A 21,523-nucleotide genomic window follows, 5' to 3' on the forward strand; every position below is an offset into this window, starting at 1 on the left:
CTGATATGAAAAGAGTTTAACAATGCAGCAGTTACAGAACATTATTGAAACCGCTTTTGAACGCCGTGCCGAGATCACGCCAGCCAATGCAGACACCGTTACCCGCGAAGCGGTAAATCAGGTGATCGCCCTGCTGGATTCCGGCGCACTGCGTGTAGCGGAAAAAATTGACGGTCAGTGGGTGACGCATCAGTGGTTGAAAAAAGCGGTGCTGCTCTCTTTCCGTATTAATGATAATCAGGTGATCGAAGGGGCTGAAAGCCGCTACTTCGATAAAGTGCCGATGAAATTCGCTAACTACGATGAAGCACGTTTCCAGAAAGAAGGCTTCCGCGTCGTGCCACCAGCGGCAGTGCGTCAGGGCGCATTTATCGCCCGTAATACCGTGCTGATGCCATCTTATGTCAACATCGGCGCATACGTTGATGAAGGTACGATGGTTGATACCTGGGCCACCGTCGGTTCCTGTGCGCAGATTGGTAAAAACGTGCATCTGTCTGGCGGCGTAGGCATTGGTGGCGTGCTGGAGCCGCTGCAGGCTAACCCGACCATTATTGAAGATAACTGCTTCATCGGCGCACGCTCTGAAGTGGTTGAAGGGGTGATTGTCGAAGAAGGTTCTGTCATCTCTATGGGCGTATACATCGGTCAAAGCACCCGTATTTACGACCGTGAAACCGGCGAAATCCATTACGGTCGCGTACCGGCAGGTTCTGTGGTGGTATCCGGCAACCTGCCGTCGAAAGATGGCAAATACAGCCTCTACTGTGCGGTTATCGTTAAGAAAGTTGACGCGAAAACTCGCGGTAAAGTTGGTATTAACGAACTGCTGCGTACCATCGACTAAAAGTATGCACACGGGCAGCACGACGCTGCCCGATTTTTTTACAGGGATGAGCGATGATTTCACGCCGACGATTTTTGCAGGCTGCCGCCGCAACGTTAGCCGCGGGCTCAGGTTTCGGTTATATGCATTACTGGGAACCTGGCTGGCTTGAATTAATCCGTCACCGCCTCGCCTTTTTTAAAGACAACGTTGCACCTTTCAAAATCCTTTTTCTGGCAGATCTCCATTACTCTCGTTTTGTTCCTCTAAGCCTGATTTCTGACGCGATTGCTCTTGGCGTAGCACAAAAGCCCGATTTGATATTGCTGGGCGGCGATTACGTATTATTTGATATGCCGCTGAATTTTTCGGCGTTTGCTGACGTACTCTCCCCCCTTGCCGAATGTGCGCCGACGTTTGCCTGCTTCGGCAACCACGATCGCCCTGTTGGTACAGAGAAAAATCGCTTAATTGGCGAGGCGTTGCAATCGGCGGGCATCACGGTGTTGGTTAACCAGGCAACCGTGATCGCCACGCCGAACAGGCAATTCGAACTGGTAGGCACTGGTGATTTATGGGCCGGACAATGCAAACCGCCTCCCGCCAGCGAAGCCAATCTGCCACGACTGGTGTTGGCGCATAATCCCGACAGCAAAGAAGTCATGCGTAATGAAAAGTGGGATTTGATGCTTTGTGGTCACACTCACGGCGGTCAGTTACACGTGCCATTAGTTGGCGAACCTTTTGCGCCAGTTAAAGATAAACGCTATGTCGCAGGGTTAAACGCTTTTGGCGAACGACACATCTACACGACTCGAGGTGTGGGAAGTTTGTATGGCTTGCGTCTGAACTGCCGCCCGGAAGTGACAATGCTGGAACTGGTGTAGAACATGAATGATATCGCCAGAATAAAGCAGGTAATTTTTTTAATTTTACGCCATGATAGAAGTCTGGAAGAAAAAGGCTTTCTGCGATCACAGTCGAGCCGGGCGGGCCAGGCCAAATGCTAAGATAAGCACAATTTACTGACTCATTTTGAGGTAACGCTATGTACGACAATCTGAAAAGTCTGGGTATTACCAATCCTGAAGAAATTGATCGTTACAGCCTCCGGCAGGAAGCCAACAACGATATTCTGAAAATCTATTTTCAGAAAGACAAAGGCGAGTTTTTCGCTAAGAGCGTGAAGTTTAAATATCCGCGTCAGCGCAAAACAGTGGTCGCCGATGGTGTGGGTCAGGGTTATAAAGAAGTGCAGGAGATCAGCCCGAATCTGCGTTATATCATTGATGAACTTGATCAAATCTGCCAGCGTGATCGTAGCGAAGTTGATCTTAAGCGTAAGATCCTCGACGACTTACGTCATCTGGAGTCAGTAGTAACCAATAAGATCAGCGAGATTGAAGCCGATCTGGAAAAACTGACGCGTAAATAATCCCGAACTGACGGTTAGCTCAGGCAATCCCCTCTTCCCTTCGGGGTGAGGGGAACAAGCCAGCGCCGCCTCGACCTTAACGCATAACCTACCGTTCTTCATCCAGTTGCAACGCAACATACAGCAGCAACCTGTCATCAAAATTGCCCAAATCCAGCCCGGTCAGTTCCGATATACGATTAAGCCTATACTCCAGGGTATTGCGATGGATAAACAGCGCCTTTGACGTTGCCAGCGGCTGCACATTATGGCGAAACCACGCTGCCAGCGTCCGCCGCAGCAAGCCATTATTATCCATCGCTTTTAGCCGTGCCAGAGGACGCGCCAGTTCGTTGGCTTGCCAGTCGCCACGTAAACTGTCGAGTAATACTGGCAGCATCAGATCCTGATAAAAATAGCAGCGATTTTCCGGCATCCGCTGTTTACCCACTACCATCGTTGTTTTCGCCGTGCGATAAGAACGCGCAATACTGCCAGCGCCGGTAAAATAATTGCCCAGTGACACGCGAAAACGCAGCTGACCGTACTCCTTCATACGAGTAATAAGTTGCTCTACTCGCTTACGATGGTCTTCCGCATCCCAGCGCCCAAACGTATTCAACGCCGGTTTCAGCACTACCATTTCAGTTAGCGAGACTATCGCCACCAGATTATTGCGTTCCGGCGTGGTGAGTGCATTTTGCAGTTGCTGTAGTTCCGCCATCGCACTGTCCACGCCAAGTTGACCGCTGTCGACCTCGACAATGGCTACCACGCGGGGTTGATTGAGATCGATACCCAGTCGTTGCGCCCATTCAGTTAACGCTGGCGTATTTTCTTCAGCCTGAATCAGGTGCATGACTAACTCTTCACGCAGTCGGCTATCCTGCGCCAGCAGGTGCATCAACCGCGACTGTTCCAGCATCATCTCCGCCGTCATACAGACCAGTTCACCATATTTGCGCAAATGCTCCGGTTCACCGGTCAGGCCGATAACGCCGACAATCTCGCCTTCCAGCCGTAACGGCAGGTTAATCCCCTGACGTACACCGTGCAGATGGCGCGCTACCGCATCATCGATATCGACCACCCGCCCTTGCGACAGTACCAGTAATGCACCTTCGTGCAATTCACCAATACGCTCACGATCGCCGCTGCCGATAATTCGCCCGCGAGCATCCATTACGTTGATATTGGTATCGATGATGCGCATGGTACGCGCCACGATATCCTGCGCCATTTTGGTATCAAGATGCCAGCCAGCCATAAGCCCTCCGTTGTGCACGGTTTAGCATAAGGAAGTACGCAACACACAGCATTGTGCAAATGCACAAAGGACGGCGGAGAAATATGGAGTTGTGGAGGGGGTCACAAATTGAAAAGAGAACCCCTTCCCGTTTGCAGGAAGGGGTTGAGGGAGATTACTGCATTAACAGGTAGATGGTGCTATCGCCGCGCTGAATGTTCAGCGCCAGCACTGACGGCTTGCTGTCGAGAACTTTACGCAGTTCAGCGATGTTTTTCACTGTCTGCTGGTTCGCGCCAATAATCACATCACCTTTTTTCAGGCCAATCTGCGCAGCCGGAGTACCGGTTTTCACGTTGTTCACGACCACGCCCTGATCTTTGCCTTTGTTGCTCATTTCAGCGCCTTCAATACCGTTGAAGATAGAGCTGGAATCAACTTGATTCTGGCTGCTCTGCTGCAGTTCCAGATTCACGTTGACCTGCTTACCATCGCGCAGCAAGCCCAGGGTCAGTTTGCTGCCCACCGGCATAGTACCCACCTGAGCACGCAGTGCGGCAAAGCTGCTGATCGGCTTACCGTTCAGTGAGGTGATCACATCACCCGCTTTAATACCCGCTTTTGCAGCGGAGGAATTCGGCAGAACCTGGCTTACGAAAGCGCCACGCTGGGCGTCAACTTTCATCGCTTTCGCCAGTTCAGAGTTCAGCTCAGTCCCCATAATGCCCAACTCACCGCGTTTCACCTGACCGTATTCCACCATCTGTGAGGTCAGGTTTTTCACCATGTTGCTCGGGATAGCAAAACCGATACCGATGTTACCGCCGTCTGGTGCAAGGATCGCGGTGTTAATACCGATCAGTTCACCGTTCAGGTTAACCAGCGCACCACCGGAGTTACCACGGTTGATTGCTGCGTCCGTCTGGATGAAGTTTTCGTAGTTTTCGGCGTTCAGACCGCTACGCCCCAGTGCAGAGACGATACCGGAAGTTACCGTCTCGCCCAGACCAAACGGGTTACCGATAGCGACGGTGTAATCACCCACGCGCAGCGCATCGGAATCCGCCATCTTAATCGCGGTCAGGTTTTTCGGGTTCTGGATCTGGATCAGCGCGATATCAGAGCGCGGATCTTTGCCGACCATCTTCGCGTCGAACTTACGGCCATCGCTCAGTTGAACTTTAATGACCGTCGCGTTATCGACAACGTGGTTGTTAGTCACGACATAGCCTTTATCGGCATCAATGATGACGCCAGAACCCAGCGCCATGAATTTTTGTTGCTGGCCACCGCCGTTACCACCTTGTCCACCGCCCTGACAGAACGGGGAGCTCTGGAACGGAGAACCTTCCTGGCAGAACGGGGAATCATCACCGAAGAACTGCTGGAAATTACGCGGCATACGCGGCGTATTAACGGTTGTGCTACCTTCTACGTTAATGCTGACCACTGAAGGCATCACCTTTTCGAGCATCGGTGCAAGGCTTGGCATCTGCTGGGCTGTCGTTGCTGAAGAAGTCTCAGCCGCCGTTGCAGAGAGCGGAGATAACGCCAAACCTAAACTCAGAGCCAGTGCACTCAGTGCTAATGTGGTTTTTTTCATGTATTTCAGTCTCGATTAACAGATAACGCAAAATTGCTGTGTTCTTCAGATTCGTTTTATAGCGCGAAGTTCCGAACTAAAGTTTCTGCAAAAAGTAAAAATTTATTGTCCGTCTTTACAAAAGCCTGGTTATTGTTCTACGGCCATCAGACGTCGGTATTCATCCCACGCATAAAGGTCTGTCATACCGCTGATATAATCCTGTAACAGTCGGCAGCGGTAATAATATTCCCATAGCGGAAGCTCAGGTGAATCTGACGATAATTTACTGACAGCCTCAACATAGGCCAACCGATGGCGCGTTGAGAGCTTATGGAATAAACGCGTTTCAATGGGGAAACGTTTCACACGCTCTTTTTCAACAAGTTCGGTAAAGTCTGATAACGACATGTTTAACAACGGTCGATATATCTCTAATAAACCGCTAATCACCCGGTAGCCCTGCAATTCAAGCTGCTCGACATCTGGATGGCTAAACACATGTTTTACAGCGACATTTTTATATAACTTCAGCAACTGGCTACATTCGCTGGCATCTTCTAACAGTGCATGATTAAAGGTTCCGGCAAAAATTTCAGGTAAGTTATCAATAAATCGTTGTGCCGCATACGGCACCAGTTTATTTAAGGTATTTACGCGTAAATACATAAAAAACTGATCTTCCGTGCTACGACTTAAGCTATTTGAGCGCGATTTTTCCCAGGCATTTTCTACCACCTGCGCAAACAGCGAGCCGTTCTCATGCTGGCCCCACGCTTCATGCAGATGATGATAAAGCTGTTCAACGGTAAATATTCTTTTTTCTACCGCATCTTCAAGATCAGCCACACAATAAGATATATCGTCGGCAGCTTCCATAATCCACGTTAATGGGAAGCGACTGTAAAGCGCTAAATTAAGTTCTTTACGCAAACGCGCAATATAGAATTCTTCAGAAAGGTAATAGCCCGGCTTTTTCATTAAATAATCGTGAGTCGCGGGCGTTTCGCCACGCCACCACGCCGGACGGGTATATTTTAAAATACCGCCTACCTGGGCCCAGGTAAGATTCATCCGCATCAATGTATGCACCAGACGAATACCCTGTGCGTTACCTTCAAAATGACATAAGTCCTGACGAATTTTTCGCCGCAGCTCGTTGAGCGGCTCCTCCCCTTCCCTCAATCGCAACGCTGCCACGCTACAGCGATCGTCGGTTAATGGCTGACTTTCGGCATCCGCCGGGTACAAGCGCTGACGGAACCAGTCATTAATGGCTGCCTCGCCGAAATGACCAAACGGCGGATTTCCTATGTCATGCATCAGGCACGACATTTCGACAATGCTTTCAAACGGCCCGGTCAACTCGTCCAGACCGTAAGCCTCCAGCAATTTAAGCTCTTTCAGGCGGCTTAAAATTTCTTTAGCGATATAACGCCCCACCTGCTGAACTTCCATAGAATGGGTAAGACGCGTGCGCACGGCAGCATTGCGCTCAAGTGGGAAGACCTGGGTCTTTTGTTGCAGACGGCGAATCGCCGGGGAGTTGATAATACGCCCGCGATCGCTCTCGAAGATCCGCAGGATCTCATGTTCAGTTTTAACGCCCTGCGGTGAACGATAACGACGATGCCAGTTTATTTTATTTCGGAAATCAATCTGTGCCATGTCCTCTCCCGCGTGAGAAATACGCTTCCCCTCAAGCGCATGATAAACTATGCCTTCAAATCGAGCTTATCGCGAGTAAATCTATGAAAATCGGCATCATTGGTGCAATGGAAGAAGAAGTTACGCTGCTGCGTGACAAAATCGAAAACCGTCAAACTATCAGCCTGGGCGGTTGCGAAATCTATACCGGCCAACTGAACGGAACCGAGGTTGCGCTTCTGAAATCAGGCATTGGTAAAGTCGCAGCGGCGCTGGGTGCAACTCTGCTGCTGGAACACTGCAAGCCTGATGTGATTATTAACACCGGTTCCGCGGGTGGCCTGGCGCCAACGCTGAAAGTGGGCGATATCGTTGTCTCGGACGAAGCACGTTATCACGACGCGGATGTCACGGCGTTTGGCTATGAATACGGTCAACTGCCTGGCTGCCCTACGGGCTTCAAAGCTGACGATAAACTGATCGCTGCCGCCGAATCCTGCATTGCCGAACTGAATCTTAACGCTGTACGTGGCCTGATTGTTAGCGGCGACGCTTTCATCAACGGCTCTGTTGGTCTGGCGAAAATCCGCCACAATTTCCCGCAGGCCATTGCAGTCGAAATGGAAGCGACGGCTATCGCTCACGTTTGCCACAATTTTAACGTCCCGTTTGTGGTGGTGCGCGCCATCTCTGACGTCGCCGATCAACAGTCTCACCTTAGCTTCGACGAGTTCCTGGCCGTTGCTGCCAAACAGTCCAGCCTGATGGTTGAGTCACTGGTGCAGAAACTGGCTCATGGCTAAGTCACTATTCAGGGCGCTGGTCGCCCTGTCTTTTCTTGCGCCACTATGGCTCAACGCCGCGCCGCGTGTCATCACACTTTCCCCCGCTAACACCGAACTCGCATTTGCCGCCGGGATCACGCCGGTAGCGGTCAGCAGTTATTCCGACTATCCGCCAGAAGCACAGAAAATAGAGCAGGTTTCCACCTGGCAAGGGATGAATCTGGAACGTATTGTGGCGCTAAAACCCGATCTGGTCGTAGCCTGGCGCGGGGGTAACGCCGAGCGGCAAGTTGACCAGCTTGCTTCGCTGGGAATAAAAGTGATGTGGGTCGATGCGACAAGCATTGAACAAATTGCCGATGCGTTACGTCAACTGGCCCCGTGGAGTCCGCAACCTGACAAGGCCGAGAAGGCCGCGCAAACCTTGCTGGAACAGTATGCGCAACTCAAAGCTAAATTCGCCGACAAACCTAAAAAACGTGTTTTCTTACAATTCGGCATTAATCCGCCCTTCACCAGCGGAAAAGAGTCGATTCAGAACCAGGTACTGGAAGTTTGCGGTGGAGAAAACATCTTTAAAAACAGCCATGTTCCCTGGCCACAGGTGAGCCGCGAACAGGTATTAGCACGCGCGCCACAGGCAATTGTCATCACTGGCGGATCGGACCAAACTCCTAAAATCGAGCAATACTGGGGTGAACAGCTCAAAATCCCCATTATTCCTCTCACAAGTGACTGGTTTGAACGTGCAAGCCCACGTATTATCCTCGCTGCACAACAACTCTGTAATGCGCTTTCACTAGTGGATTAGCGCCTGACCTTTTCAGGTGCTCAGTGGGGATTGAACAATGCTCGTCTATTGGCTGGATATAGTCGGCACAGCGGTATTTGCCATCTCCGGCGTTTTACTTGCCGGAAAATTGCGTATGGACCCTTTTGGCGTCCTGGTATTAGGCGTGGTTACCGCAGTAGGCGGTGGAACCATTCGTGACATGGCGCTGGATCACGGTCCGGTATTTTGGGTGAAAGACCCTACCGATCTGGTCGTTGCAATGGTAACCAGCATGCTGACGATCGTCCTGGTACGCCAGCCAAGACGCTTGCCGAAATGGATGCTGCCGGTGCTGGATGCTGTTGGGTTGGCAGTATTTGTTGGCATTGGCGTCAACAAAGCCTTTAATGCGGATGCGGGTCCATTGATTGCGGTATGTATGGGTGTCATTACGGGCGTTGGCGGCGGGATCATTCGCGATGTGCTGGCGCGCGAAATCCCCATGATTTTACGTACAGAAATCTACGCAACAGCCTGTATTATCGGCGGTATTGTCCACGCTACGGCTTATTATACGTTTTCCGTCCCGTTAGAAACGGCCAGTATGATGGGGATGGTGGTAACGCTATTGATTCGACTGGCAGCTATCCGTTGGCATCTTAAACTGCCGACGTTTGCGCTGGATGAGAATGGGCGTTAAAGAGAGTAGATGTGCCGGATAGTTTATCCGGCACATTAACAGCAGATTAGATGCTAAAGGAAGAACCGCAACCGCAGGTGCTTTTCGCGTTCGGGTTGGTCACGATGAAACGCGAACCTTCCAGTCCTTCAGTATAATCAACGGAACCACCAACCAGATATTGCAGGCTCATCGGGTCAACCACCAGGCCAACGCCCTGTTTTTCGATGGTCATATCGCCTTCGTTCACCTGATCATCAAAGGTGAAACCATACTGGAAGCCGCTGCAACCGCCACCGGTGATATACACGCGTAATTTCAGATTCGGGTTATCTTCGTCAGCGATCAGGCTTTTAACTTTGTTGGCTGCTGCGTCGGTAAACTCCAGCGGCAGTGCTACGTCATCACTCATATTTTGCTCCAAACGACATCGGCAATTGGGCAAATTCTAACCCAATAATAATCGCCATTATCTAATACCCTGGTATTTCGTTCAAGTATTCTCGCTGGCGACAGCGGCCTTGCTTCGCGCCAGTTGCTCCGCTTCCTGTTTTGCCAGCGTGCGCGCAAGAATCGCCGAGTATAGCGGTTTTCCGCCGGTAAATTGTGCTAATAGTGTTGCGCCAAGACCGGTAATAATCATTGGCAAAATGAGCTGATAGTTATCTGTCATCTCTAATACCAGAATGATCCCCGTTAACGGCGCGCGAATGGACGCCGCCAGTAACGCGCCCATTCCGGCAATAGCAAAGGTGCCTGCTTCAAGGTGATATTGCGGAAACAGTTCAACGGCAACCATCCCGAACGCGGTTCCCAGCACGGTACCCAGCGCCAGCATCGGGGCAAAAATACCGCCCGGCGCGCCGGAAGAGAAACAGAGTAAGGTGGTGATGACCCGCGCGACAAAGATAAATACCAGCATTCCCATGCTGAAGTTCCCCGCCGTGGCGATAGGAATCAGGTTAAATCCACCGCCTGAGGTTTCAGGAGCGACAAAACCCAGCAGCCCACACAAACCACCAATCGCACCGCCCATCAGTACCCATTTGGTTATATTGCCGCCGTGTACGCGGTGTAGCAAATCCTGCATCCCCAGCACCCATTTATTAAAAATAGGGCCAAAGATGCCAAAAATAATACCGAGGATCAGATAAAGCCACAGCGTATTGAGCGGGGCGTCAGAAAGTTTACCGACGTCAATAAGTGCAACTTCGTGGTTAAATACCCGGTACATAATGGTCGACATAATGACGCCAATAAATACCGCTTTAATCGAAATTAGCGTATAGCGAAACTGCGGACGCATCTCTTCAATAATAAAAAGAATACCCGCCAGCGGCGCGTTAAAAGCCGCCGCCAGACCCGCCGCCGCACCGGTTGCCAGTAACGTATGGCGAGCTTCGTCACCTTTCATGCGGAAAATATCAAGCACCATCCGACCAATATTACCGCCAATCTGCACGGTTGGCCCTTCGCGCCCCAGAACCATACCGCCGCCCAGCGTCCCCAGACCACCAAAGAATTTCACTGGCAATACACGCCACCAGCGAACGGGACGTTGATCTTCCAGCGCCCCTTCAATTTCCGGGATACCCGAACCACCCGCTTCCGGCGCGTATTTGCGCACTAAGAAATAACCGAACATCGCCAGCACTGCCGAACAGAGAAAAGCAACGGTTAACAGAAGTGGATAATTATCGGCAGTATGTACCAGCGCGCCCATTCGTTGGTTCTGCAACCAGGCGACACCTTTGTCAAAAGCAACCGCTGCCAGCCCGACAAGGGTACCGACGACCGCCGCCATAAACAAAATAGCTAATGGCGTTTTATCACGCTCAAGAAGCTGGCGAATGAGTTGTCTGCGTCGCAGACGCGCAGCCTGCGGTATTTCATAAGAGGGAGTATCAGTTTTCATCCAATGATCACATATTGGTCATACAAATAAGATGACGGCATTTTACTCGTACATTCAATGAAAATCCTTTGCAAAGCGTAATGTTTCAAATTCACAAAACTTTTATACTCTACGAAGTCAAAGTTGCAGCAGTAAAAGCAACTTGTTGACGAGTATTTAACTTGTTATGAATAACCTAGAATAGCAGCCATTCACTTTTTCTACGAATCAGGAACCCTCCATGAGTAAGTCTGAAAATCTTTACAGCGCAGCGCGTGAGCTGATCCCTGGCGGTGTGAACTCTCCTGTTCGCGCCTTTACTGGCGTGGGCGGCACTCCACTGTTTATCGAAAAAGCGGACGGCGCTTATCTGTATGATGTTGATGGCAAAGCGTATATCGATTATGTCGGTTCCTGGGGGCCGATGGTGCTGGGCCATAACCATCCGGCGATCCGTAACGCAGTGATTGAAGCCGCCGAGCGCGGTCTGAGCTTTGGTGCGCCGACCGAAATGGAAGTGAAAATGGCGCAACTGGTGACCGAACTGGTGCCGACGATGGATATGGTGCGCATGGTGAACTCCGGCACCGAAGCGACAATGAGCGCCATCCGCCTGGCCCGTGGTTTTACTGGCCGTGACAAGATCATCAAATTCGAAGGTTGCTACCACGGTCATGCTGACTGCCTGCTGGTGAAAGCCGGTTCTGGCGCACTCACTTTAGGGCAGCCAAACTCACCGGGCGTTCCGGCAGATTTCGCCAAACATACCTTAACCTGTACTTATAACGATCTGGCCTCTGTACGCGCCGCGTTCGAACAGTACCCGCAAGAGATTGCCTGTATTATCGTCGAGCCGGTGGCAGGCAATATGAACTGTGTTCCACCGCTGCCAGAGTTCCTGCCAGGCCTGCGCGCGCTGTGCGACGAATTTGGCGCGTTGCTGATCATTGATGAAGTGATGACTGGCTTCCGCGTAGCGCTAGCTGGCGCACAGGATTATTACGGCGTGGTGCCAGATCTCACCTGTCTGGGCAAAATCATCGGTGGTGGAATGCCGGTAGGTGCCTTCGGCGGTCGTCGTGATGTGATGGATGCGCTGGCTCCGACGGGTCCGGTGTATCAGGCGGGTACGCTTTCCGGTAACCCGATTGCGATGGCCGCCGGTTTCGCCTGTCTGAATGAAGTCGCGCAGCCGGGCGTTCACGAGACACTGGATGAGCTGACAACACGTCTGGCAGAAGGTCTGCTGGAAGCGGCGGAAGAAGCGGGAATTCCGCTGGTTGTTAACCACGTTGGCGGCATGTTCGGCATTTTCTTTACCGACGCCGAGTCCGTGACATGCTACCAGGATGTGATGGCCTGTGACGTGGAACGCTTTAAGCGTTTCTTCCATATGATGCTGGACGAAGGTGTTTATCTGGCACCGTCAGCGTTTGAAGCGGGCTTTATGTCTGTGGCGCACAGCATGGAAGATATCAATAACACCATCGATGCTGCACGTCGGGTGTTTGCGAAGTTGTGATCCAGCATGGTTTGTCGGATGCGGCGTGAACGCCTTATCCGACCTGGAGTTCAGGGCCGTTTGTAGGCCCGATAAGGCGCACCAGCGTCGCATCGGGCATCGGTTGTCGGATGCGGCGTGAACGCCTTATCCGACCTACGGTTCGGGGCCGTTTGTAGGCCCGATAAGACGCGTCAGCGTCGCATCGGGCATTGTTTGCCGAATGCGGCATGGACGCCTTATCCGACCTGGAGTGAAGGACCGTTTGTAAGCCCTATAAGACGCGCCAGCGTCGCATCGGGTATTGTTTGTCGGATGCGGCGTGAACGCCTTATCCGACCTGGAGTTCAGCGCCATTATATGGGTAAATTAACGGCTCTGCTTTCTCAGCAAATAAATAAAATACGGTGCGCCGATAAACGTCGACAGCAGACCCGCCGGGATCTGGAATGGAAACAGCACCATCCGTCCACACCAGTCAGCGAACACCAGCAGTAATCCCCCCACCAGCGCTGAAATCACGATGTGCGGCATCGTCCGTCGAAAGCCCATCATCCGCGCAATATGCGGTGCCATCAGACCAACAAAACTCAACGGCCCGATGGTCATTGTCGCGGTCGCCGTCAGGCAAGCCGCTAACAGCAGCAGCGCAATTCGCGTCGGCGCCAGCGCCATTCCTACGGCTCGTGCGGTATCACCGCCCAGCGGTAAAATGGTCAGCCAGCGGCGACACAGCGGGGTAATCGCCAGCAAAATCACCATCACAATCCCCGTGCGCCAGACCTGCGCATCGGTCGCGTTGTAGGTCGAACCGGAAATCCAGGTCAACACTTGCGCCATTCGCGGGTCACCACTTGCCTGCAACATCATCAAAAGCATGGTGAACGCGGTACTTAAAGCCATCCCCGCCAGTAACATACGGTGTGGGGAAAATCCACCGCGTCCGGCGGCGATCATAATGATCAACAGCGTCACCGCAGCCCCGAGACTTCCCGCGGGTAACAGCCAGCCAAAGGCATTACCCGGCACCAGAAACAGCATTAACACCACGCCAAACGCCGCGCCGGAGCTAATCCCCAGCACTTCCGGGCTTGCCATCGGGTTTCCGGTCAGCCGCTGAATAATACAGCCCGCCACCGCCAGCATAACGCCCGCAAACAACGCCGCCATAATTCGCGGCCAGCGCCAGGGCATCAAATCCTCGAGCAACGCCCCGCTCGCCCACGTCCAGCCGTGCGCATCACGACCAAACGACAGCGCCACCACCACAGCCATCAACAGCAGCACGCCGCCCGCGAGGGCAAACGCCAGCACATGTTGGCGTTCAGTCGCCACCCGATCGTTCACTTTCATATCTGGCGCACTAATGCTGCGTAAACGCGGCAGCAGCCACAGTAGCAGCGGCGCACCGATCAACGCAGTGACCGAACCGGTAGAAACTTCCATCCACACGCGAGTCAGCCAGAGGATGATTTGATCAGAAAGCCACAGAATTAACGCACCAATCAGCGATGCCAGCATCAATCGTGGCAGCAGACGCCGCGCCCCCAGCATTTTCGCCAGCAGCGGCGCGAACAACCCGATAAAGCCGATAATCCCCACCGCGTTCACCAGCAGCGCACTGATGACTATCGCCAGCGACAGCGCCGCCAGACGCGCCAGCGACAAGGCCAGCCCGAGATTGCGCGCCACGCCATCATCAAGCCCCATCAGGGTTAACGGGCGAAGTAGCAGTAACGTCAGCATCACGCCGCCCAGCAGCTGCGGCCATAAACGCTCAACGCCGCCCCAGTCGGTTTGCGTCAGCGTTCCGGTGCTCCACAGGAACATGCTTTGCAACTGGTCGTGATGGAAGATGACCAGTAACTGATTGATTGCCCCGCAATAAAGGCTCACCACCAGCCCCGCGAGGATCAGCGTTACCGGCGAAAGCCGTTTCCCCCACGCGACGCCAAAAACGATTAAGCCAACGACACAAGCGCCCGCCAGCGCAGCAAACTGGCTCGCCATCGCGCCGGGGATCGCCCAGAGCGTGGTGACGGTAATCCCCAGTTGCGCGCCTGTAGCAACGCCCAACGTCGTCGGTTCCGCCAGCGGGTTACGCAGCACTTGCTGAAACAGCACACCCACCAGCCCCAGGCCCGCGCCCACCAGCAGCGAAATCGCCAGACGCGGCAACAAGCTGTAGTGAAAAATCATCTGCTCGATGACATCGATATCCGGCGACCAGGCAGCCTGCGCCCACTGGCTACGCGGCAGCGCCTGCGAAAAGTTCATCCAGGTGAGCGCCGCTGCGACAATCACCAGCAGCGCCAGCAATAACGCCGGGAAAAGCGCAATTCGTTTACTCACGCTTTACCTCCGATGGCGTTATCCAGAATACGCACAAAGTGCATTGCCGAAAGCGTCGCGCCATAGAACCAGACTGCCGGAACGCGCTGAAAACGTCCGGCGCGGACAAACGGCATGGCCTGCCACAGCGGGGTTGCCATTAGCGCGTCCATCTCCTTGCTGTTGTCATGATCAAAACAGAGCACATCAACATCTTTATACGCCGCCAGACGATCGATACTGACGGCGGTACTGCCCCAGAAGTTGGTTTCCCCTTGCCAGGCATTTGGGATGCCGTACTCATCGAGAATTTCCTGGAACAGGCTGTTTGGACCGAAGACCAGCATATGGCGCGGATCAAGAAGCGACGTCAGCAATAACGGGCGCGCTCCACGCTTCACAAAGCGGGGTTTCATGCTGCGGATAAAGTCTTCATATTGTGCTAAATGCGTTTCTGCTGCGCTTTGCAGATTAAGTAAATCCGCCATTTCCGTCAGCGATTTACGCGCCATCACCAGCGGCTGTTTTCCGTCGCTGAAGTTAAATCCGCGTCCCGGCGCAATGCGTGCCAGCATTTCTGGCGAAGGGCCATATCCCGCCGACCAGACCATAAACGATGGTTTCATTTCGGTCAGCAGTTCAAGGTTAGGTTCTGTGCGCAAACCAACGTCAATCACCGATTCTGGTAATGGTGGTTCGCTGACCCACAGGCGATAGTTGATGGTGTCCGCCACGCCGTAAGGTACGATGCCGAGCGCCAGCAGTAATTCCACCGGCAACCACTCCAGCGCCACAACGCGATGTGGATCAATAGCCGCCGCACGGGCGGTATTCATCTGCCATAGCAACGGAGAAAGCGCCATCGCCGTTAACAGTCGGCGGCGCGAAATAAGAGGTAAACCGCTCATCAATAAACAAAACTCACAGGTGCAGCACCCGCCGGATGCGGCAAAATCCCCATCGGGATGCCATAAATCATTTCGAGGGTTTCGCCGCGCATAATTTCCGCAGGCGTTCCCTGAGCAATCATTTCACCACCGCGCAGGGCGACCAGATAATCACAGTAGCGCGCAGCCATATTGATATCGTGCAGCACGGCAATGACCGTCAGGCCACGCTCCTGACTTAAACGATGCACCAGCGCCAGCACATCAACCTGGTGGGCGATATCCAGCGCCGAGGTCGGTTCGTCCAGCAGCAGGCAGCGGCTATCCTGCGCCACCAGCATGGCGATCCACGCCCGCTGACGTTCGCCGCCAGAGAGACTATCGACCAGCCGATGCGCCAGCGGTTTTAAGCCAACCAGCGAAATCGCCTCTTCGACCTTTTCGCGATCAGCTGCGCCAAAGCGCCCCAGCGCGCCATGCCACGGGTAACGACCAATCGCCACCAGTTCACGCACGGTCATCCCTTCTGCCGGAGGAAGCTGCTGCGGTAAATAAGCCACTTTGCGGGCGAACGCTTTGCTGCTCCAGCTTTCCAGCGGCTGGGCATCAAGAAGAATTTCGCCTTCCGACGGTGGCTGATGACGGCCAAGCATTTTGAGCAGAGTGGATTTACCAGAACCGTTGTGACCAATCAAACCAGTCACTTTCCCGGCAGGAAAGGTTAACGACAGCGGATGCAAAAGCGTGCGCCCGGGCACACGAAAGGAGATATTACGCAGTGCAAAAGTGGTATCGGAATGATTCGTGTATTCCTGCATAACAGCCAACTTGTGAAGCGGGCACGGAAATCCGTGCCCCAAAAGAGAAATTAGAAACGGAAGGTTGCGGTTGCAACGACCTGACGTTCTGCGCCCCAGAAGCAGCCATAAGTGTTAAAGCAGCTGGCGACGTATTCACGATCGAACAGGTTGTTAACATGCAGCGCTACGTTGGAGCCCGCCATACCGACTCGCGCCAGATCATAACGCACTAACGCATCCACGACCGTATAACTTCCCACTTTAAAGGAGTTCGCCGGATCGCCGTAGCTGGAGCCCGTATAACGACCGCCAGTACCCAGCGTCAGACCTGAAAGTGGACCGTCAAAGAAGGTGTAATCAGCCCACAGAGAAGCCATGTGTTTTGGCACCTGCGCAGGTGTATTGCCTTTATAGGTAGTATCGGTGGTGTATTCCGCATCGGTGTAAGTATAAGAACCGACTACGTTAACACTCGCCGACAGCGCCGCTTTTGCTTCGATCTCAACGCCACGCGCACGGATCTCGCCACCTTCAACCGAGAAGAAGGAACCCTCAGGATCCGCCATCAGGTTGTTGGTTTTGGTGAGATTATACAGCGCGCCAGTCACCACAATTGGGCGATCTTCCGGTACGTATTTCACGCCGACTTCGTACTGCTTACCTTTAGACGGTGCGAAAATATTACCATCCTTCCCGACCTGTGAAGAAGGTTCAAACGATTCGCTATAGCTGAAGTACGGTGTTACGCCGTTATCAAACAGGTAGTTAACGCCACCACGCCAGGTGAACTGTTTGTCATCACGTTTATCTGTCGTTCCCGCTACGCGGTTAAGAGATTCTTGATCTGCCCAGTCGTAACGACCGCCCAGGGTGACCAGCACTTTATCCCACTGCGCCTGATCCTGAACGTAAATACCCGTTTGTTTCTGCTTATTCAGAATGCGGTACGGGCCTGAGTTTGCCGGATCTTTCGCATTGAAATCGAAATCGGTATTCACCGGATTGTACAGATCGAGCAGTGGCACAGAGTCGTCGTAACCAAACCAGGCATTGATGTCATTACGCATACGCATAAAGTCGACACCGGTCAGCAGGGTATGGTCGATATCGCCAGTGGCGAATTTGCTTTGCAACTGGGTATCAACAGAGAAGTTTTGCAGCTTCTCATCATCAACGACGTATTTGCGCGCCAGATAATGGCCTTTATCCGCTGGCGCTAAAGCTGCACACTGTTGGCTGTAAGCATTCGCCGGATCGGAGCAGACGCCGTAACCATAAACGCTGTTTTGCGAGGTTTTGTTTTCAGCAAAGCGCAGGTTCTGACGCACAGTAAAGGTGTCATTAAATTCGTGGTCGAAGCTGTAGCCAACCATCTTCTCATTACGAGAATAGGTGTTGTTCTTCGCCCCTTCGTTAAAGTCAGTCGGCAGACGTTTACCGTTTGGCAGCGGCTCAACGGTCCCTTCTTTCGGCAACCAGCCGTAATAACCGGTTTCCGGCTCATTCTGGAAGTAAGAAAGGAAGGTGAAATTGGTTTTATCATCCGGACGCCAGGTGAACGCCGGTGCAATAGCATAACGCTGCTCTTCTGACCCTTTCTGCTGGGCATTGGCAGAACGCGCAAGACCGGTCAGACGATAAGAGTAAACGCCGTCATCATCCAGCGCATCGCTAAAGTCAAAACCGGTCTGGAACAGGCTGTCAGTACCGGCTTTAAACTGCACTTCTTTCAACGGTTCGGTGGTCGGGCGCTTGCTGACCATGTTCAACAGGCCGCCTGGGCTGCTTTTCCCATAAAGCACAGATACCGGGCCACGCATGATTTCAGCGCGCTCCAGCATATACGGGTCGATAACCGCATCGTTATAGAAGTTGCCCTGCATCTTCAGGCCATTCAGATAGTTGTTCTGACTTTGGCCTTCCGCAGCAAAACCACGAATGATCAGGTGGTCATAGGTGTTGGATGCACCACGCGTACCCACTGAGACACCCGGCGTGTAGCTGAGCGCCTCTTTTACTGACTTCGGCTGGTGCAGCGCCATCTCTTCAGCAGTCACAACAGAAATAGACTGTGGCACTTTTTGAATCGGCGTATCTGTTTTGGTACCGGTGGCGGACTGTCGCGCCGCAATAGTTGCAGCCGGCCCCCATGCGCTTTCTTGCGGCGCAGGTGCAGCGGTAACGGTGATAGTGTCTTCTTTCGGTTCAACCGCTGCCTGTGCATAAACAGACATGCCGCTAACCGCTGTGGCTACTACAACTGCGATTTTACGCAGTGAGTGTTTTGGCTGAGCAGTTTTGGAACGCGCCATTGGTATATCTCTGATGAAAGTGAATGATAACGTAAACGAGAATGATTATTATAAAGATAAGATAATATTCGAAACGCTGGCGGGTTCGCAAGCGGTACGCAATCTGAGCGTTCCTGAAGGGTTAATAAACAACCAGATGAAAAGAAAGGGTTAATACTTTGGGTGGGATGTTATTTTACCGGATGGCAACTCGCCATCCGGTATTTCACGTTTAGACGTTAATTACTACCAAACATATCCTTGATCCAGCCTGCCACGCCGTCGCTGTCTTTCTGCTGCTGTTGAGCAGGTTGCTGTTGCGGCTGTGAAGACTGATCAAACGGATTGCCTGACGGCTGCTGCTGTACCTCACTCTGCTGGCACAGCGATTGCGGATCGCTGGTCCAGACCGGCAAAGTACGCATACCACCGCTGCAAACAAAGTTACCGTCGTAATCCACGCCCATATCCACGATATCTTCCGGCGGTACAAGATTCAGCGGCGTTGGTGTCTGATTAGCCAGATAACGCTGGTAAATCGACATCGCCCCGCTGGCACCGTACAGCTTAGTCGGCTGGTTGTTATCGCGGCCTACCCAGGTGATGGTCACCGTGCTGCCGTCAATGCCCGCAAACCAGGTATCAACGTTGTTATTGGTAGTACCCGTTTTCCCTGCCAGATGCAGGTTCGGATATTTCGCCCCAAGCTGACGCCCTGTACCACGTTGCACCACTTGCTGCATGGTCCACAGCGTCAGATACGCCGCCTGCGCCGGAACTGCGCGTTCCGCCTGCGGGAAGCTCTGATACAGCACCTTACCATCTTCCGCGATGACTGAACGCAGTGCAGAAAGCGGCGCGCGGTTACCGCCGCTGGCGATAGTCTGGAACGCCTGCGCCACTTCGATTGGCGTTAAGTTCAGCGCTCCCAGCAACATTGCCGGAACTGGATTCAGCTGGTCTTTCGGCACGCCCAGTTTGATCCAGGTATCCGTAACCGCAGGCAGCCCCAGCGCCATCCCCAGATTCACCGTCGGCACGTTCATCGAACGGGTCAACGCATCCACCAGCATCACTCTGCCGCTTTCGCTATAGCGACGATCATCGTTCTGCGGTGACCAGACCTGACCGTTCGGCTGACGCAGCGCGATTGGCGCATCGGCAATCCACGTGTTCAGACGATAGATTTTCGGCTGGCTTAACGCCGTAAGATAAGTCGCTGGTTTTGCCAGTGAACCAATCGAACGACGTGCCTGCATCGCACGGTTGTAGCCCGCAAACTGCGGTTCAGCCCCCCCGACCATCGCACGGACTTCGCCACTAAAGCGATCAACGACGACAATCGCCGTTTCCAGATCGCTCAACTTACGCTGTTTCTTCAGTGCAGGAATGCCTTCTACGGCAGCTTTTTCTGCCGCATCCTGGGCCACTGAGTCAAAAGTAGTGAAGATCTTCACACCAGAGAGATCTTTCACCTTATCGCCCAGTTTCGCCTGCAACTCCTGACGTACCAGCTGCATAAAGGCTGGCTGAGGAGAGATGACTCCGCCGCGTGGCTGTACGCCCAGCGGTCGCGCACTCAGCATTTCATACAGTTCGCCGTCGATAATCTGCTGTTGTTGCAGCAAACGCAGCACCAGGTTACGTCGCTCCAGCGCCAGTTTCGGATTACGCCACGGGTTGTAGATCGACGCGCCTTTCACCATGCCAACTAACAGCGCCTGCTGGTCAAGGCTCAACTCTTCTACCGGGCGACCAAAGTAGTACAGGCTCGCCAGCGGGAAGCCACGAATTTCGTTGTCGCCGCTCTGACCGAGATACACCTCATTCATATACAGCTCAAGAATGCGATCTTTGCTGTAACGCGCATCCATGATCAACGCCATATAGGCTTCGTTCGCTTTACGCCAGTAAGAACGTTCGCTGGAGAGGAACAGGTTTTTCACTAACTGTTGCGTCAGTGTACTCGCCCCCTGCACCGTGCGTCCGGCTGTCAGGTTCGCCAGCACCGCACGTCCAATGGAGTAGAGGCTGATGCCATCATGCTCGTAGAAATGACGGTCTTCTGTCGCCAGCAAGGTATCTACCAGCAAGTCCGGGAAACCACTGCGCGGCACAAACAGACGCTGCTCGCCGTTTGGCGAGGAGATCATGGTGATCAGGCGCGGATCAAGACGGAAGAAACCGAACTGACGGTTGTTCTCCATATTGACGATGGTCGCCAGATGATCGCCATCAAAAGTCAGACGGGCACGCACCTGCCCTTCTTTACTGTCCGGGAAATCAAACGGACGGCGGATCATTTCAATGCTGTTGGCCTGCACGGTAAATTCGCCAGGACGGGTCATCTTCGACACCTGACGATACTGGGTTGCCTCCAGCAGTTTCACCATCTCGTTCTTGCTGATGGTCATGTCTGGTTCAAGGTTAACCATTCGGCCATAGACCGCTGCTGGCAACTGCCAGACCTTGCCATCAATACGGCTACGAATTTTTTGATCGAGATAAACGCCGTAAATGGCGATCAGCACGGCAAAAACGATAGCCAGTTTTAGCAGCAGCCATAACCAGCCGCGTTTGCCACGAGGCTTACGCCCTTTTCCTTTGCCCTTTCCTTTGCGCGGCATCGGTTCTTCGTCCTCATAGTCATCATAATCGTCGTAATCATCGTCGTCTTCGTAACGACGACGGCTTACCTTTTGTTTGACTGGACGCGTCGGTTTCCCTTTGCGTCCAATTGGCTCGCGGTCATTCCCGGCCATGCTTTTTCTCCGCAATATTCAGGCGCAAAAGCCCGATTTTCTGTTCTTCTGTTGCAATACAGAAGAAGATATCTCTCAAAATGCTTTTCTCCCTCTCCCTGTGGGA

19 protein-coding genes are annotated in these 21,523 nt (G+C 53.0%); 7 read left to right on the forward strand and 12 right to left on the reverse strand.

Annotation, left to right across the window (positions count from 1 at the left end; translation table 11 throughout):
- Positions 1–22 precede the first annotated feature (22 nt).
- The 3 genes from dapD (at position 23) to FEK47_RS12285 (ending at position 2,261) form a co-directional block, all read left to right on the forward strand.
- Positions 23–847 (forward strand): 2,3,4,5-tetrahydropyridine-2,6-dicarboxylate N-succinyltransferase, encoded by an 825-nt coding sequence (gene dapD / locus FEK47_RS12270; protein WP_001186656.1) that lies wholly within the window; start codon positions 23–25, stop codon positions 845–847.
- A gap of 53 nt (positions 848–900) precedes the next feature.
- The gene (gene yaeI, locus FEK47_RS12275) at positions 901–1,713 is read left to right on the forward strand and encodes a phosphodiesterase YaeI (protein ID WP_138183198.1); all 813 of its coding nucleotides are present in this window, start codon (positions 901–903) and stop codon (positions 1,711–1,713) included.
- Positions 1,714–1,874: 161 nt separating this feature from the next.
- The gene (locus tag FEK47_RS12285; RefSeq protein ID WP_000272188.1) at positions 1,875–2,261 is read left to right on the forward strand and encodes a DUF3461 family protein; all 387 of its coding nucleotides are present in this window, start codon (positions 1,875–1,877) and stop codon (positions 2,259–2,261) included.
- A gap of 88 nt (positions 2,262–2,349) precedes the next feature.
- Here the strand turns inward: FEK47_RS12285 and cdaR are convergent, their stop codons facing one another.
- From cdaR to dgt, 3 genes are all read right to left on the reverse strand, one after another.
- Positions 2,350–3,507 (reverse strand): DNA-binding transcriptional regulator CdaR, encoded by a 1,158-nt coding sequence (gene cdaR, locus FEK47_RS12290; RefSeq protein ID WP_130235962.1) that lies wholly within the window; start codon positions 3,505–3,507, stop codon positions 2,350–2,352.
- Positions 3,508–3,661: 154 nt separating this feature from the next.
- A complete protein-coding gene (gene degP, locus FEK47_RS12295; RefSeq protein WP_130205012.1) occupies positions 3,662–5,089 on the reverse strand; it encodes a serine endoprotease DegP in 1,428 nt (475 codons plus the stop codon).
- Positions 5,090–5,218: 129 nt separating this feature from the next.
- A complete protein-coding gene (gene dgt, locus FEK47_RS12300; protein WP_130257826.1) occupies positions 5,219–6,736 on the reverse strand; it encodes a dGTPase in 1,518 nt (505 codons plus the stop codon).
- An 83-nt stretch (positions 6,737–6,819) separates the two neighbouring features.
- Here dgt and mtnN point away from each other — a divergent pair, with 83 nt between their 5' ends.
- Genes mtnN through FEK47_RS12315 form a run of 3 tightly spaced genes read left to right on the forward strand, consistent with a single transcriptional unit; the run spans position 6,820 to position 8,972 of the window.
- Entirely contained in the window at positions 6,820–7,518 is a 699-nt protein-coding gene (gene mtnN, locus FEK47_RS12305; RefSeq protein ID WP_135486642.1) for a 5'-methylthioadenosine/S-adenosylhomocysteine nucleosidase, read from the forward strand.
- Positions 7,511–8,311, forward strand: a complete 801-nt coding sequence (gene btuF, locus FEK47_RS12310) for a vitamin B12 ABC transporter substrate-binding protein BtuF (RefSeq protein ID WP_135486643.1) — start codon at positions 7,511–7,513, stop codon at positions 8,309–8,311. The genes mtnN and btuF overlap by 8 nt, the downstream gene beginning before the upstream one ends.
- Positions 8,312–8,348: 37 nt before the next feature.
- Positions 8,349–8,972, forward strand: coding sequence for a TRIC cation channel family protein (locus FEK47_RS12315; RefSeq protein WP_064525034.1), 624 nt, complete (start codon positions 8,349–8,351; stop codon positions 8,970–8,972).
- 46 nt (positions 8,973–9,018) lie between these two features.
- Here FEK47_RS12315 and erpA read toward each other — a convergent pair whose 3' ends face one another.
- Genes erpA through FEK47_RS25420 form a run of 4 tightly spaced genes read right to left on the reverse strand, consistent with a single transcriptional unit; the run spans position 9,019 to position 10,925 of the window.
- Positions 9,019–9,363: an iron-sulfur cluster insertion protein ErpA gene (erpA, locus tag FEK47_RS12320; RefSeq protein ID WP_001295564.1), complete on the reverse strand. Its 345-nt coding sequence runs from the start codon at positions 9,361–9,363 to the stop codon at positions 9,019–9,021.
- The gene (gene yadW / locus FEK47_RS12325; RefSeq protein WP_120795373.1) at positions 9,356–9,421 is read right to left on the reverse strand and encodes a small protein YadW; all 66 of its coding nucleotides are present in this window, start codon (positions 9,419–9,421) and stop codon (positions 9,356–9,358) included. The genes erpA and yadW overlap by 8 nt, the downstream gene beginning before the upstream one ends.
- 23 nt (positions 9,422–9,444) lie before the next feature.
- Positions 9,445–10,866: a H(+)/Cl(-) exchange transporter ClcA gene (gene clcA, locus FEK47_RS12330; RefSeq protein WP_130217336.1), complete on the reverse strand. Its 1,422-nt coding sequence runs from the start codon at positions 10,864–10,866 to the stop codon at positions 9,445–9,447.
- Complete coding sequence (locus FEK47_RS25420) at positions 10,863–10,925, reverse strand: hypothetical protein (protein WP_214430084.1); 63 nt, start codon at positions 10,923–10,925, stop codon at positions 10,863–10,865. Before FEK47_RS25420 ends, clcA begins: the two co-directional genes overlap by 4 nt.
- 161 nt (positions 10,926–11,086) lie before the next feature.
- Between FEK47_RS25420 and hemL the strand changes: the two genes are divergently transcribed.
- A complete protein-coding gene (gene hemL, locus FEK47_RS12335) occupies positions 11,087–12,367 on the forward strand; it encodes a glutamate-1-semialdehyde 2,1-aminomutase (protein ID WP_000045305.1) in 1,281 nt (426 codons plus the stop codon).
- Between the two features lie 348 nt (positions 12,368–12,715).
- Here hemL and fhuB read toward each other — a convergent pair whose 3' ends face one another.
- From fhuB to mrcB, 5 genes are all read right to left on the reverse strand, one after another.
- The gene (fhuB, locus tag FEK47_RS12340; RefSeq protein ID WP_130221603.1) at positions 12,716–14,698 is read right to left on the reverse strand and encodes a Fe(3+)-hydroxamate ABC transporter permease FhuB; all 1,983 of its coding nucleotides are present in this window, start codon (positions 14,696–14,698) and stop codon (positions 12,716–12,718) included.
- Positions 14,695–15,585, reverse strand: a complete 891-nt coding sequence (gene fhuD, locus FEK47_RS12345) for a Fe(3+)-hydroxamate ABC transporter substrate-binding protein FhuD (RefSeq protein ID WP_130217340.1) — start codon at positions 15,583–15,585, stop codon at positions 14,695–14,697. The genes fhuB and fhuD overlap by 4 nt, the downstream gene beginning before the upstream one ends.
- Complete coding sequence (fhuC, locus tag FEK47_RS12350; RefSeq protein ID WP_001158929.1) at positions 15,585–16,382, reverse strand: Fe3+-hydroxamate ABC transporter ATP-binding protein FhuC; 798 nt, start codon at positions 16,380–16,382, stop codon at positions 15,585–15,587. Before fhuC ends, fhuD begins: the two co-directional genes overlap by 1 nt.
- Before the next feature lie 50 nt (positions 16,383–16,432).
- Complete coding sequence (gene fhuA, locus FEK47_RS12355; RefSeq protein WP_135486649.1) at positions 16,433–18,676, reverse strand: ferrichrome porin FhuA; 2,244 nt, start codon at positions 18,674–18,676, stop codon at positions 16,433–16,435.
- A 218-nt stretch (positions 18,677–18,894) separates the two neighbouring features.
- Entirely contained in the window at positions 18,895–21,417 is a 2,523-nt protein-coding gene (mrcB, locus tag FEK47_RS12360) for a bifunctional glycosyl transferase/transpeptidase (protein WP_130257830.1), read from the reverse strand.
- Positions 21,418–21,523 lie beyond the last annotated feature (106 nt).

This window comes from Escherichia sp. E3659, assembly GCF_005781135.1.
Lineage (GTDB): Bacteria > Pseudomonadota > Gammaproteobacteria > Enterobacterales > Enterobacteriaceae > Escherichia.